This window comes from Anditalea andensis, from assembly GCF_000714815.1.
Lineage (GTDB): Bacteria > Bacteroidota > Bacteroidia > Cytophagales > Cyclobacteriaceae > Anditalea > Anditalea andensis.
Genome location: NZ_JMIH01000010.1, coordinates 68,940 through 86,846 on the forward strand (window position 1 = coordinate 68,940; position 17,907 = coordinate 86,846).

The following is a 17,907-nucleotide window of genomic DNA, read 5'->3' on the forward strand; positions in this document are numbered from 1 at the left end:
ATTAATAGTTATATGCCTTCTGCTAGATCGCCTGCTATATCTGTCCAGTCATAAAAATGGAAAGTTTTGTCTGTGGACATGACTACAAATAAACCGTTGGGAAACATGGGACCTAAATTGGCATTAATGACTTCTGAACCATCACTTTCCATGGCGGCTACTTTTATGGTTTTCAAAAGGACATGTTGATGGGGATTTTCCGCCTGTCCTTCACGGGTGAAAATATGGAACTGGTTTGCCTGTTGGTCAGAGACTAAAATATAGCCTTTACCGTTTTCTTTTTTATAGATACTAATGCCTTCATGGTCATCCGTGAAGCCTTTAGTAGCAAAAAGCGCCAATTCTTCATTTCCCTTCTCGGGATCTGCATAGTATTTCCTTACACCCACCTGCTCATCAGAATAGTATACATACCCCAGTTCATCGTCCACAGCGATAGCTTCTATTTCTTTTTTTCCGCTGTATTTTCCAAAAGCTCGGACTTTTGTGGCAGAAAAGTGGCCGTTACTTTCCTTCTCCAGACGGTATTGCCAAAGATAACCTTCGGCAGGACCTGTTTTTCTGCCTACTATCATGAATAGTGCACCATCATTTGGTCTATTGTAAAGCGCAATGCCCATAGGAGCACGGTCTTCTTCACCTATAAATACATCGATACCGCCATTATCCGCCGGCAGCATGTCAGGAACGGTATATATTCTGACTTTATCCGTCAGTCTTTCGGTGACTACGGCTATAGATACCCGTTCATTATCCATACGGACCGTACGTAGATCTACATTATTGGGTCGTTTTAGACCTCGGATGGTTTTTTCTTCTATGATGTTGCCGCTCAGGTCATATACCATAAGGGCTCCATCTTCATCCTTATCTGTACCCAATACTAAACTTTCTCCGGGATTTTCCTCGTTGAACCAGATTGCAGGGTCATCAGTGTCGTATTTGGCTTTTTGGGTGACTACTTTAGGCGCTATGATCCTATCATCGCTTTCTTCTACTTTGGTATTGCAATGGCTCATGATCAGTATGATCAATATGGCCGGATATAGTTGTTTCATATGTTTATAAATATTTCTTAAGGGTCAATACTTGTTTAGAGCGCCGGATGGCTTATCCATATACAAAACGCCCAGCATAGGTAGATTAAAGATTATATCTCAATCCCAACATCCCCCAAAATGAATGATAAGAATCTCTGTAAGGGTAGATGGGGTCTCCGAAATAGTGTCTATGTGAAGAATTGGTAATGTTGTTCAGATTGGTAAATAGGGAGAAATTCTGGCTCACACGTTGGGAAGCGGTGAAGTCCAACTGACCGATGGCTTCAAAATACCTGTCCAAGAACAATTCCCCCAGCTCCTGTATGGAAGGTGCACTCGCACTACCTCCCACGCTGTCCAGCCAAGTGTCTCTCCAATTGTAAGATACTTGGGCAGAAAACCCGCCTTTGTTGTATTGAAGGGCTACGTTATATACATGAGGTGTTTGCATTGGCAAAGCGATCCTTCTTTCTACGGGTACAATAATCTTGGCTTCCGATTTGGAATAGGTGTAATTGGCATATATCCCAAAATCACTCCAAAACCCTGGAAGAAAATCCAGTTTTTGCTGCCAGGCTATCTCAAGCCCATATACATAGGCGCTTTCCCCGTTCATAGGAGTGACCAGTTGGTAACCATTAAATTGGCTATTATCCTGGATAAATATGGTTTCATTGTAGATGAAATCGTTCAAATTTTTATAATAAGCCCCCAATGAAACAAAGCCTATGTTTTGAAAATAATTTTCGAAGGACAGGTCCAAGTTTGTAGCCTTGGAAGGCTGAAGGTCTGAATTCCCAGTTGATATGATCTGGTTATCCTGATTGACCAAGCGATAAGGAACCAGATCATTAAACATGGGCCTGGCGATGGTATTGGTGAAACTTGCCCTGATATTGGCTGTTTTTGAAAGCTCATATCTCAAGTTGAACATTGGAAACAGGTTAAAATAAGATATGTCACCGCTTTCGGTAGCGACAGTCTCCTGATAGTCGCCCTCCTCATCAAACAGCACTTCGTTCCCTCTGTAATAGTTCATTACCTGCTCACCTCTCAGTCCTACGTTAAAATTGAACCTGTTCAGGTGGTAATCCGTCATGACGTACCCGGCATATATGTTTTCTCTGGCAAAATAATTATTGGGGTCAGAGTTTTCTCTTGTCCTGTTTTCATCTAGATTGAACAAAGCTTCATTTTGGTTAAAGAAGTTTTTGCCTGCTACCCAATCTATTTCTCCATTGATCGGATATCTGCCGCTGATCAGGTTCCGGTTATTTGGCTGAAAAAATTGGGCCATGGTCAGATCACTGAAGCCGGTCCAGCGCTGTTCAAGCATATCTCTCTGTTTTGTCTTTTGCCATGCTTTGCCTCCTATTTTTATATTGCCTCTGCCATCACCTAAGAGATATGGGGTCTTTAAATTAATAGTGGCAAATTTATCAGTATCCCTCACATCATCTCTCCTTCTTTCGTAATATCTGAAATTCATTTGATCCATATCGGATAAGTTCACTTCTTCCGATGGCTGGACCGTAGCAAATTTTCTATCGGAAATATCATAACTATAATTGGGTCTTCCCGAATGTCTGAAGGCATAATATTCCCGTAGGGGTACATTAAACGTTCCAAAGGAATAGCCAACATTATAGTCTAAGGTGCTTTTGCCAATATCCTGTTGCCCTCCAGCATTGAGACTTAAGAGGTTGGTGATCCTGTTATATTCTCTTAATACTTTTTCATACCTTCCCCTATTGGCCAAACCAGGTGTTGGATAAGTGCCGTCTGAGAGAGAATGTCTGGCATCGTTACGGATTTCATATTCATCATAGTTATTATACACCGCTCTTAAATATAAAGAGGACCTGTCATTGATACTGTAATCCATTTGTCCACCCAAGCCTATCCTTGTACGCTCGGTTTCGTACAGCGATGGCCTTAATCCGGCCAATACATCCTGAGGTCCGTTTCCAAAATCCTCTACACCCCAGTCATGACGGATATCTTCAGTGGCCCTGTTGTCTTTCTGGTAAGTCCCGCTTAGGACAAAATCAAGTTTACCCACCCTTTTGCTATAAGTAGCACTTCCTAACCACTGCGGTCTACCGGACATATGGTTATACCCACTGGCGGCAGTGGCTTTAAAGAGTACGCTATCGCCTACCGGCCGCGTAGTCAGTAGATTGATAGATCCTGATGTGGCATCCGCATCCATGTCTGCAGTGATGGATTTGATCACTTCCATGCTGGAAATCATACCTACCGGTATAATGGCAGTATTGGTTTCCCTATCACTCTCGCCGGTGGAGGCCACCCTTTGGCCGTTTAAAGTCACGGTATGAAAACTGGAATTTAGGCCGCGTATCAGTACACTTTGCGCCTCACCTCTTTGCGGTTCGGTCACTACTCCCGGTACGCGCTTCAGTGCTTCTGTTACATTCAAATCAGGGAATCTTTCTATCTGCTCATAAGAGATCACATTTTTGAGATTAAAAGATTCTTTCTGCACATTCAAGGCCCTGGATTGGCCTCTCCTATACCCGACGATGGTCACCTCATCCAGATCATCCAGAGCAGAAGACAGTCGTATAGAAAGACTGGAAGGACTTTTTTCATCAATAAAGATAGGTCTGGATATGCTGTTATAACCTATGTAAGAAAAAATCAGAATTTGTTCTCCCACCGGTACATTTTGTATCCTGTAACTTCCATTGATATCGGTAACCGCACCTACTATACCGGAGACGGTTTCTACCCTAACGGTGACGCCTACCAATGGCTCTCCATTGACGGCATCATATACGCGTCCCTGTACTTCACCTTTGCCGTCTTCGCTTATCTTTTGCTTGACAGTACGGTCGTCAGGCTGGAAAATAATGATGTGGTTATTCACCTGTTTAAATCCAAATCCTGTCTGTCTGGATACTTCTTCGAGCAGTTCACCTACTGTTGATTTTGGAGATGCTATTTCAAGTTCTTTTCCCAGATCAGTTATTTTTGAACTGTATGAAAACCGAAATTCGGTGTTTTCTTCAATTTTAAGTATGACGTCTTTTATATTCAGGTGCCTTTGGACCTTGGTAAGGGGTACCTTATATACATTTTGGGCAGTAGATTCTTTGGCTACCGCCATACTGCCGACAGCACAGAGCATTATAATCGCAAACATGCCATTTCTAGTCATTTTCCAGCAATGTTTTAGTAGTTTTTTTTTCATAACTTTGATAAGTTGAGTAATCGGTTTGATTGGATTGTGTTGAGAAACGATTTTGAAAGGACCTCTGAAAGACCGAAGGAGACAATTGCCGTTGTCTCCTTGTTTTTTAGCAGCCCTTACCGGTTAAAACATAATGGTTTTTAGCTATTTTATCTATTTTAAGGTGATTGGATTCGGCTATATTTAAAAGGATTACCTGTAAATTTTCGGCACGGAAACTACCTGTAAAAACACAATTTTCCGCTTGGGAGGATGTTATCGTCACACCATACCATTTGGACAATTGATTAAGTATTTCATGGATTGGAGTGTCTTCATAAGTAAGCAACCCTTGAGTCCAATCGAAATCCCGAAGATCTTTCAATTTGTCCATACGGGTAGTCTGATCATGGTGAGAAATTTCAATAACTTCCATATCCTTTAGAAAGGTACTTTGGAAAGCCGTTTCTACTTTAACTTTGCCCTCCTTTACCGCTACACGGCCTGATTGGGCCAGGCTGTCATAATGCACAGAGAAAGAGGTCCCCAATACAGTGGTGGTAGTGGGCCCGGCGGATACGATAAAAGGTCGTTCAGGATCTCGTGTCACCGATAAATAGGCTGTACCTGATATTTTTATTAGCCTCTGGTCAGTGGTAAATGCTAGGGGATAGAGAATGGAAGTGCCTGGCATTGCGGTGATTTTAGTACCATCAGGTAGGGTCAGCTTACCGAGTTGGCCAGTCGATGCGGTGAAGGTAGCCCATTCGGCATCTTTATGACCACCTTTTTGCAGGTATAGTGAAATGCTTATAATCAAAATTATAGTCGCGGCTATTTTCGTGAACAATCCTACATTTCTGTATTTCTTGGCCTTTTCCAGATAAATGCGGTCTGCGACTTTATCAGCCATACGGGAGGAAGGTTTTCCCTGGACTGCCTCGGTGCTCGAATCCCAGGCCAATCTCAGATTTTTTTCCAGCTCTCCTTCCGGATCTAAAACTTCCTGATACTGCTTTAGCAAGCTTAGTTCTTCGGAACTGAGTCTGTTCTGGGTGATTTTCCTGACTAATAGTAGCTGATAATTTTCTTCAGTCATATGGTAGTACTTTCATGTGTTATGACTGAAAATAAAAAAATAATCCCGACAGAAGTTGTTAATAGATTGTTAACAAAAAATATTAAAGCTTAACATTATTGACTGTTTTTGATATGTATGGAGACCCCTTTTAAAGCTAAGGAAACTTGGTTGGCAACTGTTTTAGGAGAAATGTTCAATAGGTCAGCGATCTCTTCAAAGCTTAGCCCTTCAAATTTTGCCAATGAAAAAATAAGGCTTCTCTGTTCTGGCAAGGTTTCCAAAAAAGAGGTCAGAGAGGTATGCAGCTCTTCCATGATGATGTGGTCATCAGATTTTATATTATCCGGATATACCCCCTCATAATCATGGCCATAGGAAATGATTTTTCTTTTTTTATGTTTCTGTAGCAGGGAAAAGCAGTTGTTTTTTATGCTGATAGATAAATAGTTTTTGATATTCCCATCGATCTTTAAATTTTTCCTTTTTTGCCAAATATTGAAAAACAGATCTCCTACAACCTCCTCAGCATCAGTAACTTCTTTCAAGTAAAAAACCGCGATGCGCATCAATAAGCGCTCATATCTGAGAATCAGTTCTTTCAGTGCTTTTTCATCATTTTTACTTACTAGGTAAAAGAGGTCTTTGTCATCCTTGTTTTGGTAGGGCTTCATCATGCTCCGAAATTAGTCTCCAAAGATCATTTGGTGATTAATTGGATGTTAACATAACTTTACCAAAATCATAGAGATTGGATTTGATAGGGAATATTAGTGGTGATGTGTTTAATTGATGAATATACTTATAGGTAAGCGCCTCATCTGGAATGAAAGTTTTTAATACCGAAATAAATGCGGATGGTTTAGATCGTTTAATATATAAGTTTTGGATGTGCCCTATTCAAAAAACAGTATTTTTTCACCTCTGCTGGCATAGCAAGCTCTGAATCCAAATTATGGCTTATCGAGTACAATTCATTTTACTATAGGATTGGAACCGATTAATTATCAGTATTTATACCATTAATTATTAAAATGGTAACCAATTCACCTATATCCTGTAACCATTTTACGCTATATATCCTGTAACACTTCTCCATCTTGCACAAGAAATCATACAGCAAAAATAAAATGGATAAAAGGAAACTTCCGGATTCTAAAAAGCAAAAATGGTATCAAATAAGAGAGGTACTCTTTGGTTTCCTTTTTTTGGTATTTCTACTCTTTCTCTACTATATAATATAAAATATGAAGAATTTACCTTGCTGTGCTATCATCTTTATATGGTTGCTTCAGTCCACAGCTGTTTATGCCCAGGATTTTATCTCCATAAAAGGTAAAATTATCAATGCCCAGACCAATGAACCACTATATGGGGCATCGGTTATGATTGATGGGGATTACAATGGTGTAGCCACAGATATTTACGGGGATTTCAACCTTCGGGTGAGTATAAAAGGTGATGTGGTCCTTCTGTTAAGGTTTATTGGATTCAATCAAGAACGGATTTCTATCCATGTATCCGACATGGACATGGATTTAGGGACGGTAAGCATGGGAGAGGATGTTGCCAGTTTGGATGTTTTTGAGGTGCGGGCAAGTTTGGAAGGCCAGCAACGGGCTTTAAACCAACAAAGGACGGCAGATAATATAAAGAACATTATATCAGCCGATCTTATCGGCAGGTTTCCGGATCTGAATGTAGCCGAAGCCATGCAACGCGTTCCCGGTGTAAACATACAAAGGGATAAAGGGGAGGGCTCTACGGTCTCCATCCGTGGTACACCCCAGCATTTTACTGCCATACAGATCAATGGGGAGCAAATGCCCAGTGTTCAGCAAAGCGGGATCAGGAACGAGGCACTGGATTTAATTCCCGCCGATCAGTTGGCGAGTATAGAGATCACAAAAGCCCCCACCCCAGATATGGACGGGGACGCAATAGGGGGTGTAATCAATCTGCGGACACCGGTTGCCAGAAAGAAAGAACTGAGCATTAGGGCAGAATCAGCATTAGGATACAACGATATTTCAGGCGGTATCAACGGGATTGGAAAATTAAGGGTAGACAAGCGCTTTTTTTCCAACCCAAGGGTAAGTGAAGGAAAATTGGGCGTTATTCTGGGCGCCTCCTATTATAGCACAAACAATTCCGAAGACCGTACCGATGCCACTTGGCAGGGGGTCCGGAGGCCTATCGGAAATATGGATACGGATACTTTGGTCATGGCCAACTACCAGTACCGCAGGACTATTAATCAAAGGGAACGGATAGGTGCTACGGCTACTATTGACTATAAATTCAATAAAAACCATGAGGTGGTGTTCAACTACATGTACAACCGTAGGGAAGACAACGATGTGAGGAACCGCCTTCGGTTTGATATGGATAGAAGTGGATCTGTTTTTCACTCTTTGGATTCCATTTCCAATGCCAGGGTAAGAAGGGATATCAATATATGGGATGAACTAAAGACCAACCAAAGTTTTAATTTACAGGGATTTCATACGCTGGGTCACTGGAAGATTGATTGGTCAGCCTACTATACCTTATCAAACCGGACTTTTCATTCGGATAGGGGGGATTTTGCAAATGATGAAATAAATATTGTGGCCGATAATCCGGGAGGAATATACAGTGATGTACCCTTCTTTAGGCCGGCTTCCAATGAGCAAAGTATGTATGATCCTTTCTTTTACCGCGATTTTAGGCGGTATGAAGAAGACATTGAAAGTACTGATGCCACCAATGCGGTGGCCAGAATAGATGTAACCAAATATTTTGATTTTTATAGGGAATATCCCAGTTATATCAAATTCGGAGGAAAAATACGGTCCCAGACCAATTCTAAATTCAGGAACAATCAGGTCTTTGGCTTTAATGACCCGAATAATATACTCAATACCAATGAAGCATTTTTAAGGGTTTTATCAAGGACAGAACCTATTGATTTTTTACAAACGGATTATCGTTTTGGACCATTGATAGGGAGAAATGAATTTCAGGGATATATCAACCGCAACCGCATATTGCTAACCGCTGCCGACAATGCATGGGATGCAGAAAGGTTATCTTTAAGCGATACTTACGATGCCTATGAAGACATATATGCCGCTTATTTGATGAGCAGGACCCAATTTAACAAATTGATGGTGTTGGCAGGTCTGCGGTATGAATATAATGATGTAAGATATGATGCCTATGAGGTTTTTAGGATAGGGACCACTGTAACGGGTTCTCCGATTGAAGGCGGTAGCCATTATGGGTTTTTAATGCCCCACTTACACATGAAGTACAGTATGGATAACTTTACAGCCTTAAGGTTTTCAGCCAATATGAATTATGCCAGGCCCAATTTTGTGGATATTGTGCCTTTCGTAAATTTTGATGCGGACGCAATAACCCTCCGTTTGGGAAATCCAGCGCTCTTGCCTTCCAGTGCATGGAATTTTGATCTGATGTTTGAGCATTACTTTGCCAATGTAGGGATCATTTCAGCCGGTGCATTTTATAAGGATATAAATAATTTTCAATTTACAAGGATAGATCCTTCTTTATTGGAAGATTTTCCCGGCTATCCGGGGACTCAGGGTTTTATCTTTAGTCAGGAGCAGAATGGGGAAAAGGCATCTGTTTTGGGGGTGGAGGTAAATTTTGTAAGGGCCCTTGATTTTCTACCCGGATTTTTACAGCATTTTAATATTGATGCAAACTACACATTCGCCCATTCAAATGCCTTTACCCAGGACCGTACGGATATTAACCTTCCGGGTCAGGCCGCCCATACATTCAATGCATCACTTGGCTTTGATTATCGCAGGTTTATCGGTAGGGTAATGGGGAATTATAACGGAACTTTTGCCAATTCGCTGGCTTCACAGCGTCAGGATGATATTTTCCAAGAAGCCCGTTTCCAGATAGATGCCAATGCTTCCTATAATATAAGTGATAAGTGGAGATTATTTGGGGAATGGGTAAACATCACCAATGCACCAAGTATACGGTATCAGGGCGAAAGGGAAAGAATCAACAGGATAGCTTATTTTGGATGGTGGTCCAGAGTAGGGATAGGTTTTAGATTTTAATCCAAATTGTTATGCAAATCAAAAGAATATTTCTTTTACTCATGCTTGTTTTACCTTCACTTTCTTGTGAGCGTGAAGAAGCTTTTGAACTGAGTCCTCCAAATCTGTTATTAAGGTTTACAGATACCGGAGAGATCGTACAGGAACCCGGTAACCGGGTGTCTCTTGAATTTGAACTTCAGGCAGCAAGTGGCATAAGTGAATTCATTGTTTTCAGAGATGGGGAAATATATGAGACCCAAAACTATACCGATGATATTTCAGCTATATATAATTTTGAATATACGGTACCATTGGATCAGGAAACAGGATCATATCATGTTTTTAGGTTTGAACTGATTGATCAGGAAAACCGTGCTGATGATTATGAGGTGACACTTTCCATAAGAAATACTTTCAGTGAATCGGAAGAATCCGTAAACGGTACGCTAGTTACGGTAGTAAAAGGAAAAGTCAATAATGATTATACCTTTTCAGCTGAAAAAACCTATTTGATCGACAGTATTTTTTCTATAGAAAATAACAGTACGCTGACCATTGATGCAGGCTCAACGGTTTACTTCAAAACATATGAAGATCCTTTGCTTCGGTCGCAAATAATCGTTTCACAGGGATCCAGGATAATAGCTGAAGGTGTACAGGAGTCCCCAATAGTCTTTACCAGTGACAAATTGATCATGGGACAGGATCCTTCACCTACGGATTGGGGGGGAATAGTCATATATGGTTCTGCCCCGTCCAATCAAGGCAATGCTATTCTCGATAACGGTTATCGATATGGGGGCAATAACCCAAATGACAATTCGGGTATTTTAAAATATGTGAGAATAGAGTATGCCGGCAAAAACGGCGCCCATGGACTGACTTTGAACGGAGTAGGATCAGGTACTACAGTACAGTTAGTCCAGGTATACAGCAATGAGAACATAGCCTTTAGGATCAGGGGAGGAAGGGTCAGCTTAAAGTATCTGGGTGGCATAGGCCATGGAGGTTATGGTTTTTGGGCCGATCATGGCTGGCAGGGAAACGGACAATTTTGGATTTTTCAAACCAAACGAATAAATACGCTTGTACCTATAAATTTCTGGAACCAGGCAAGATCCATAGAGTTGAGAAATGATGAGAATTCTTTGACTCTTCAGCCCCGCACTCAATTTAGAATCAGCAATGTCACCTTGATCGGAAACGGGTATGAACCAGGTGTGAATAACGGCACCAGAAGGGGGGTCAGGATCCGCAGAGGAGCTTTGGGCATTTTCCAAAATGCACTTATCACTGCTTTTCCAAATGATGCTGCCCGGGTGGAAGACCTTCCTATTGAGCAATTGGGACAAGACATGGTATTTGACAACATCCGTTCCTATGGCAATCAGGTGAATTTCTCCCAAGAGGCAGCAACTTTCTTCTTTGAGTCCGGCAATTATAATGTTCGGGACAATTCAAGCTCAGGGGTTGATCTCAATAATATCATAGGATCAGAACCTTCCCCATTTAACCCCTCCGCCTTAGGGGCTTTTTTTACCTCTGCAGCTTATATCGGGGCAGTTGAAAACCAATCCAATGACTGGACAAAGCAAGGGGGCTGGTTTAAAAATTTAGATGGCAGCATTCGATAAAATTAACCTAAATAAAATTTCAATGAAAAAGTATCAACTATTTCGATTTACATCAGGTTTCATAGCCTTATGTTTAGTAACATTCATGAATACATCATGTAGTGAAGATGATGAACCGGTTTATGCTATGCCACAGCTTTCGCTTTCCGGTGATGATTATATGGAAGTCAGGATAGGGGAGCCTATAGTGGTCACTTTGGAGGTAAATATGGAAGGCGGCAATGGAGAACTGCTCGTTTTTTCCGGAGGTGGCTTGTTGGACAGGGTAGCACTTCCATCTGAAGCAAGCACATTCATTTATGATGAACAGCAGGTTCCGGAGACGGCTACGGAAGGGCAGGAGTTTGAATATGAGTTTTCGGTAATCAACTCACAGAGCACCGAGTCCGGTAGAGTAAATTTGACGGTAAGTACTATAGCTTATGAACCCACCGTTCTTGGAGGGGAAACACTTTATAGGATCACTGTTCCTCAAGATGGCATTGTAGAATCAGATGTTGTGCTGGTTTCAGGCCGGAAATATTGGATTGAAGCAAGTTTAGATTTTCAACCGGGGACTACACTTACTGTCCAACCAGGCACCGAGTTGTACCTCAAGGCAGGTAATGAACCATTAACGGATATTATCATCAGGCCGGGCGCTACTGTAGACATGGCCGGAACGGCTGAAAATCCAATTACGATCAGTTCAGATAATACATTAACAGGAGAAGCCCTTCCAGGTGACTGGGGTTTGTTTAATATTCGGGGGGATGGAGCCGGCAGCAATAGCGGAAGCATAGCGTTTGTCCGCATGGAATATGGAGGAGTGAGAAATTTTAGGCTTCAGAACGTAGGGGAACAAACTATTATCAACCATGTGCAGGTATTTAAAGCTTCCGGTGAAGGGATTATGATCACAGATGGAAATGTAAATTTAAGCCATATCGTGGCCACAGATTGCGCCTCTGGTGGGTTTAGGCTTGGAGATGCCTATGCAGGGCAAATGCAATTTGGCATTTCCATCTTATCTGAGCGTTTTGATGATAATTCTGAAGTAGATATAAGGGAAACATCCTCTGCTATTTTGGCCAATTTTTCTGTTATTGGTCCCGGAGCAGATGCCGGTAATACCTCTGGGATACGTATGAGAGGGGCCAGCAGTGGAAAGGTTTATAATTCCATTATAGCCGATTTCCCAAGAAGGGGATTAAGGCTCAATGATAATATAGAGATTACAAACATAAACGGACCGACTGTTTTTGCCCATAGTTTTATATTTAATGTGCCCAATGACCCCTATAGGGATGATACCGGCGCCGGAAATCCTTTTAGGGGATATGTGGATACCAATGGTGTCTACCAAAATCCGTTCTTCAACAATGTAAGCGGAATGGAAAATGGAGCTCCTATTTTGACCGCCATTGAGGGAATCGGTAATGGAAGTATAATACCTTCAGCGGTGCAAAGCAGTGCATTTGATCCTTCCAGCATCGGAGGTTTTTTTACATCGGCTCCTTATGTAGGCGCTATCCGTGATGCCGGTAATGACTGGACCAAGGGCTGGGTAAAAAATCCGGACGGAAGTATCCGATAATGAAAAACAGGCCGGTAATTTCAGCATATTGATTTTACCGGCTTCTTTTATTTTTTTAATCCTAACATTTACCGGAAACCTTTTTTTCAATTAAACAACAAGGTGGAATATAAATAATAGAGCATGACCAGATGGCAAGTATGGGTTTTGATTTTAGTTTTCAAAATCCCCGGATATGGGGCATTTTCCCAGGAATATGAAAAAAATCTCCCCCCTGAAAATGCCCAGATTAGGTACAGGGCATCTGAAATACCGGACCGCATATTACTTACCATAAGCAGTGCTGATGCTAAGCAGACCACAGTTACCTGGAGAGTCGGTTCACCATCCGATAAAGGGTCAAATAAGGGTTTATTGGAAATTTCACCCAAGGGAAAAACAGTTACGTTCTATAAAAACCCTGTTCGTTTACAGGCCATAAGTAGTGATTTTACGACATTTATGAAGGAACGGGTGATCTACCATAAGGTCATATTAAAAGACCTCATAGAGGACCAACCTTATGTATATAGAGTCGGTAATGGCAAAATATGGAGTGAGTGGTTTGATCTCGCCCCTATCAAAGCTAAAGAAAAAAACACCTTTAAATTTATTTATTTGGGAGATGCCCAAAATGACCTTTATCCGCTGTTTTCCAGAGTAATAAGATCGGCCAACCAAAGGGCTCCGGATGCAGCTTTTTACCTTCATGCCGGGGATCTGATCAACCACAGCCAAAATGATTATGAATGGGCGGAATGGTTTGCTGCCGGATCCTGGGTTTTGAGCACAGTGCCGCAAATGGCCATACCCGGAAACCATGAATATGTAAAAAATGAAGAAGGGGATAAATCAGGCATCAGTCCATACTGGGACGCTCAGTTCAATTACCCCGAAAACAGTCCGGAGGGAATGAATGATAGGGCTTATTATTTTGATTATGAGCATGCAAGGATCATTTGTCTGGATAGTAATGTAGATTTGGAATTGCAGGCCGATTGGTTGAGAAAAGTATTAGAAGATAGCAGGCAGGAGTGGCATATTGTCCTGTTTCATCACCCGGTCATATCAGGGGCTGAGGGCAGGATGAATGAAGGCGTGCTCAAAACCTGGAAACCTATATTAGATGAATACAAAGTAGATATGGTACTGCAGGGGCATGATCATATTTATGGCAGGGGCAACAATGTCAGTTCGGGCCTCGGACTTTGGGATGAACATTCCGGAACGGTATACGTAGTCTCGGTGGCCGGCCGTAAAATGTACACGATAAGTGATCATCCCTGGATGGATAAAAAAGCCGCTAATCTGCAGACCTATCAAGTGATTTCTATAGATAAAGACCAATTGTTTTATAAAGCCTATTCCTTGGATGGCAGTTTGTTTGATGCCTTTACTTTGATAAAGCAAAAGGGAAGTATAAACCAATTAGTAGAACAGGAGATCGAAAAACCATGAAAGGTGCAGCGTCCATCATTTTTTTAGGCATGTTGTTTTTTGGCTTTTTTTCAGTCAATGCACAAACTGAAGGTGGTCTTCAGGCTTATTTAAAATCCGATACGTTAACGCTGGAAAACAGCATCTTAAGACATCAGTATCTGTTTAATGGGGGAGATCTGAAGCTTTTAAATTTATGGGATAAAAGAAGTGATAAGGTATTGGAGATAAACCGACCTCAGATTGATTTTGTTTTTGGGGGTATTTCATTGGATTCAGTGAGTTACCGGATACATACTGCCGAAGGCAGTGCCGGTGATCAACCCTATAAAGAAGTTGTTATAATCCAATATAGGGGAGGCTTAGAGGTGAAAAGAAGAATAAAATTGTTTGGCGAGGCCCCGGCTGTAAGGCACCAATTTGAATTTAGGGGGAAGTCTAGTGTCCTGTCTTGGGAAAGAGTCATTATATGAGACTATTTCTTATTAATCTTTTTCTTTTAAATTTACCTATAAGGTAGATAGCAGTGATTTTCTTCTTAAGCACATAGGGGGACGGAATATAAACCATTAGATCCTTTACCTTCTTACTTCTGTAGCGGATCCTTAGTATATCCCGTGCATAATTATCACATATTACTCCGTCATTTTGTTTCTACATTATTAGCCCGTCCCATTATAATTAAAATTAAACTTTGTATTTTAGGATGGGGATTCATTGGCCTGGTAATCAATAAAGGGATAAATAAAAATGAAAAGTCTGTATTTTTTGATATTTGTATTTTCGGTAACGGAGACATTTGCCCAAAAAGAAGCCAATGTATGGATTACGGGCAAGGACTATGGGATTGACTTTAATTATAATAGGTTCCGGGTATTTGACAGGGAATCTTTTAGGCCGAACTTGGCAGCAGAAACTTCTGTATCCATCTGTAACAGAGAAACCGGTGAACTGCTGTTCTACTCTGACGGATCTAATGTCTGGGACAGGAACTTCCGTATCATGCCCAACGGAAGGGATTTGATCGGCGGTCGGTTGTTTGGTCAGCACGCCCTGATTGTCCCTATGCCCGGTTCATCTGACAGGTATTACCTTTTTACTTTGCAACGCTTTGAGGAGGATTACGGCCTTTACTATACGGTCATCGATATGTCTTTAAACGGAGGCTTGGGGGATGTCGTTCCCGGAACAAAAAACACCATGCTGCTCTCCAATCCCTTGGAAGTCCTCACCGGGACTATTCATGACAATGGTAGGGATTTTTGGGTACTGACCCATGAGGATGGCACAGATAGGTTTGTAGTTTATCCCATCACAGCTCAAGGAATCATGCCCCCGGTTTTTTATCCGTTTGGACCAGCTTATGATGGTTCCACATATGGCGGGATGATTCAGATTTCGCCCGACCGTAGCATGATGGCTTTTAATATCAGTATAAGCCAAAATATAGATGGGCAGGTAAATGAAAGCTCTCCTTTGGAATGGTATGATTTTGACCCAAGCACCGGTGAAATCAGCAACCGTAGAGTTTTGGGAGAATTTCCATCAATCTTCACCCTACTATTTTCACCCGATAACAGCAAGCTGTATTTTGGCAGTTACAGTTCGCCTAAGCCGGCTTTATATGATTTGTTATGGCAATACGATTTGTCGGCGGGTTCTTTGGATGAAATCATCCAGTCGCTGGATAGTACCACCTGGGGATTCAAAACATCTGACCGCTTTTCCACCCCTGTGCCATTGCCTTCCTTTAAGCTGCAACTGGCCCCTGATGGCAGATTGTATAACGGAGCCATGCCTCGTTACCCTAACGGGAATAGAGTCATACATCGTATATTATTTTATCTTGATCGCCCTAATGCCCCCCTCCGAAACGCAGAGCCCAAATTCCGGTTTTTGGATTCTCCAAATAACACTAACCTTCGTACGGATGGTTATGGTTTTGAACAGGCTTTTCCGAATTTTATGCAGTACTATTTTAACGGGCTTGAACCCATAGACAACAGCCTTACTCCGGGGGAATGTGCCGGTATAGTACTGACAGTTTATCCGAACCCATCGGAAGACTTTGTATCCATCAAAAGTAGTATTGACAACTGCCTTTTTCCGGCTAATATAAAGATTTACAATGCTTTCGGGCAATTTTTACAGGAAGCCAGAATCTTCAGCGAACCTTTCCCCCAAATCGACATAAGGACGTATCCCAGCGGAGTATATTTCCTGATCATAGAGACGTTCAACCGTACCGAAGTGAAAAAGGTGATAAAAAGATAGCGAACGCACACCACAAAGGTGTGCGCGCTGTAAATAGAATAAATAATGTTTATAAAATTATTATTATAAATTTGAATACACCTTAATATTATTAGATATGCTTCGATCGCAACTCCCTACCTCGGTTCCCTGCCCCTTGATTATAACTGATACCTGTCCACCAAAACTTGCCGGAGGGTTGGTAGTTACAGTAAAGTTTGAAGTATAATTGAGGGCTGAGCCTGTATCCATTGCCACCACATTAGGTGGTACTTGATGACCTTGAATAGTACAACCTGCTGCATATTCTATAATAAAAGCAATTATTGCCGCACCCGAATTGCATCCAGATCCCACCACCGAACAAGTCCCTGCAGTGGCCCTAACCCTAAGTGTGTAGTTAGTACTTGGGGTTAAAACCGTGACTGGAACACCAGCGGAATTTAAAAGCTCAGCAGTAACATTGTGTGGTACAATATGAGTGTCCATAAAGACAGTAGGATGACAGCTGCTTTTATAATGAAGGAAATAGACAAAGCTGCCGACCTGGGGTTAAGTCATGTACAGCTCGATGACGGATGGCAACAGGGACTTTCCAGGAATTCTGCCCATAAATCAGGTGTTAAGTGGGAAGAGTGGTCCAGAGAAGACTGGAACCCACATGATGAAAGGTTCCCCAACGGATTTAAAGCATTAGTGGACTATGCAAAAAGCGAAAATATCCGGCTCGGATTGTGGTTTAATCCCAGCCAGAACAACAGTTATGCCCATTGGGAGAGGGATGCGGATATCCTAATTGATTATTTCCGGAGATTCGGGATTAGTGTATTTAAAATAGATGGGTTGTCTTTTTACGATAAGCGCTCAGAGACCAATATCAGAAAATTATTGGATAAGGTTTTTAATGCCACTTCAGGGCAGGTTACATTTAATATGGATGTTACCGCTAACAAAAGAGCAGGGTACCATTATCTTCAGGAATATGGCAACCTGTTTCTTGAAAACAGGTATACCGATTGGGGAAATTACTACCCTTACCGTACCTTGAGGAATGTTTGGCTACTTTCCGGATATGTACCTGCTGAAAGATTACAGGTCGAGATTTTAAATATAAACAGGAACAGGGATAAGTATCATGCCGATGATCCCTTATCTCCGGAAAATACCGGTTGGCAACAAGCATTTGCTGTGGGCAGTGTTGGCCAGCCGCTTTTTTGGATGGAGCTTTCCGGTTTAGGTACCGATGATTTAAATATACTCCAATCTGGCCTGGAAGAATATCATAGGATACTTCCTGAATTACAGGGGGCAATCGTACTGCCGATCGGTGAGGAGCCTACCGGTTTTACCTGGTCGGGTTTTGTATGGATCAAAAACAATCAGCCGACCCATGCTTTGATTTTTAAAGGACTGACCACTGAAGATACCCACACCTTTAATCTTCCCGGTCATATTGAAAATGTCTCTTATCTTTCCGGCGCAGTCCCTTTAGCGCTGGACGTTATGCCCGGTAAGGACAGGATAACAGTAAAATTACAAGGGAGACAGGCTTCTGTTTTTTTGAAATTGGAGCAGGAATAAGTTAAATGTAATTTGATTTTTAAATGTCATAACCTGTCCCATACCGGAGATCGGGGTAGCCTGTCCCGA

The 17,907-nt window shown here is 41.8% G+C and carries 12 protein-coding genes; 7 read left to right on the top strand and 5 right to left on the bottom strand.

What is annotated here, in order from left to right; translation table 11 throughout:
- Window positions 1-8 precede the first annotated feature (8 nt).
- The 4 genes from EL17_RS01970 to EL17_RS01985 all read right to left on the bottom strand — a co-directional run bounded on the left by EL17_RS01970 (window position 9) and on the right by EL17_RS01985 (window position 5,988).
- A complete protein-coding gene (locus EL17_RS01970) occupies window positions 9-1,058 on the bottom strand; it encodes a phytase (protein WP_035069348.1) in 1,050 nt (349 codons plus the stop codon).
- An 85-nt stretch (window positions 1,059-1,143) separates the two neighbouring features.
- On the bottom strand, window positions 1,144-4,254 hold the full coding sequence (locus EL17_RS01975) for a TonB-dependent receptor (protein ID WP_084166084.1): 3,111 nt from the start codon (window positions 4,252-4,254) through the stop codon (window positions 1,144-1,146).
- A 106-nt stretch (window positions 4,255-4,360) separates the two neighbouring features.
- Complete coding sequence (locus tag EL17_RS01980) at window positions 4,361-5,332, bottom strand: FecR family protein (RefSeq protein ID WP_035069353.1); 972 nt, start codon at window positions 5,330-5,332, stop codon at window positions 4,361-4,363.
- A 95-nt stretch (window positions 5,333-5,427) separates the two neighbouring features.
- Window positions 5,428-5,988, bottom strand: a complete 561-nt coding sequence (locus EL17_RS01985; protein ID WP_035069354.1) for an RNA polymerase sigma factor — start codon at window positions 5,986-5,988, stop codon at window positions 5,428-5,430.
- Window positions 5,989-6,558: 570 nt separating this feature from the next.
- Between EL17_RS01985 and EL17_RS01990 the strand changes: the two genes are divergently transcribed.
- The 6 genes from EL17_RS01990 (at window position 6,559) to EL17_RS02015 (ending at window position 16,278) form a co-directional block, all read left to right on the top strand.
- Window positions 6,559-9,396, top strand: a complete 2,838-nt coding sequence (locus tag EL17_RS01990; protein WP_051719735.1) for a TonB-dependent receptor — start codon at window positions 6,559-6,561, stop codon at window positions 9,394-9,396.
- An 11-nt stretch (window positions 9,397-9,407) separates the two neighbouring features.
- Window positions 9,408-11,012, top strand: coding sequence for a hypothetical protein (locus EL17_RS01995; RefSeq protein ID WP_035069360.1), 1,605 nt, complete (start codon window positions 9,408-9,410; stop codon window positions 11,010-11,012).
- A gap of 85 nt (window positions 11,013-11,097) precedes the next feature.
- Window positions 11,098-12,588, top strand: a complete 1,491-nt coding sequence (locus EL17_RS02000; protein ID WP_035069363.1) for a hypothetical protein — start codon at window positions 11,098-11,100, stop codon at window positions 12,586-12,588.
- A gap of 123 nt (window positions 12,589-12,711) precedes the next feature.
- Window positions 12,712-14,025: a purple acid phosphatase family protein gene (locus EL17_RS02005; protein ID WP_035069366.1), complete on the top strand. Its 1,314-nt coding sequence runs from the start codon at window positions 12,712-12,714 to the stop codon at window positions 14,023-14,025.
- Window positions 14,022-14,477: a hypothetical protein gene (locus EL17_RS02010; RefSeq protein WP_035069369.1), complete on the top strand. Its 456-nt coding sequence runs from the start codon at window positions 14,022-14,024 to the stop codon at window positions 14,475-14,477. The genes EL17_RS02005 and EL17_RS02010 overlap by 4 nt, the downstream gene beginning before the upstream one ends.
- Window positions 14,478-14,754: 277 nt before the next feature.
- Window positions 14,755-16,278: a T9SS type A sorting domain-containing protein gene (locus EL17_RS02015; RefSeq protein ID WP_035069372.1), complete on the top strand. Its 1,524-nt coding sequence runs from the start codon at window positions 14,755-14,757 to the stop codon at window positions 16,276-16,278.
- Window positions 16,279-16,341: 63 nt separating this feature from the next.
- Here EL17_RS02015 and EL17_RS02020 read toward each other — a convergent pair whose 3' ends face one another.
- Complete coding sequence (locus EL17_RS02020) at window positions 16,342-16,746, bottom strand: hypothetical protein (RefSeq protein ID WP_035069375.1); 405 nt, start codon at window positions 16,744-16,746, stop codon at window positions 16,342-16,344.
- Here EL17_RS02020 and EL17_RS02025 point away from each other — a divergent pair.
- Window positions 16,735-17,838 (top strand): alpha-galactosidase, encoded by a 1,104-nt coding sequence (locus tag EL17_RS02025; RefSeq protein ID WP_051719736.1) that lies wholly within the window; start codon window positions 16,735-16,737, stop codon window positions 17,836-17,838. The two genes, EL17_RS02020 and EL17_RS02025, sit on opposite strands and share 12 nt — an antisense overlap.
- Window positions 17,839-17,907: the final 69 nt, after the last annotated feature.

Coding starts and splice junctions, on each gene's coding strand:
- EL17_RS01970 (WP_035069348.1), bottom strand. CDS start 1,058: ATGAAACAACTATATCCGGCCATATTGATCATACTGATCATGAGCCAT.
- EL17_RS01975 (WP_084166084.1), bottom strand. CDS start 4,254: ATGAAAAAAAAACTACTAAAACATTGCTGGAAAATGACTAGAAATGGC.
- EL17_RS01980 (WP_035069353.1), bottom strand. CDS start 5,332: ATGACTGAAGAAAATTATCAGCTACTATTAGTCAGGAAAATCACCCAG.
- EL17_RS01985 (WP_035069354.1), bottom strand. CDS start 5,988: ATGATGAAGCCCTACCAAAACAAGGATGACAAAGACCTCTTTTACCTA.
- EL17_RS01990 (WP_051719735.1), top strand. CDS start 6,559: ATGAAGAATTTACCTTGCTGTGCTATCATCTTTATATGGTTGCTTCAG.
- EL17_RS01995 (WP_035069360.1), top strand. CDS start 9,408: ATGCAAATCAAAAGAATATTTCTTTTACTCATGCTTGTTTTACCTTCA.
- EL17_RS02000 (WP_035069363.1), top strand. CDS start 11,098: ATGAATACATCATGTAGTGAAGATGATGAACCGGTTTATGCTATGCCA.
- EL17_RS02005 (WP_035069366.1), top strand. CDS start 12,712: ATGACCAGATGGCAAGTATGGGTTTTGATTTTAGTTTTCAAAATCCCC.
- EL17_RS02010 (WP_035069369.1), top strand. CDS start 14,022: ATGAAAGGTGCAGCGTCCATCATTTTTTTAGGCATGTTGTTTTTTGGC.
- EL17_RS02015 (WP_035069372.1), top strand. CDS start 14,755: ATGAAAAGTCTGTATTTTTTGATATTTGTATTTTCGGTAACGGAGACA.
- EL17_RS02025 (WP_051719736.1), top strand. CDS start 16,735: ATGAGTGTCCATAAAGACAGTAGGATGACAGCTGCTTTTATAATGAAG.
- EL17_RS02020 (WP_035069375.1), bottom strand. CDS start 16,746: ATGGACACTCATATTGTACCACACAATGTTACTGCTGAGCTTTTAAAT.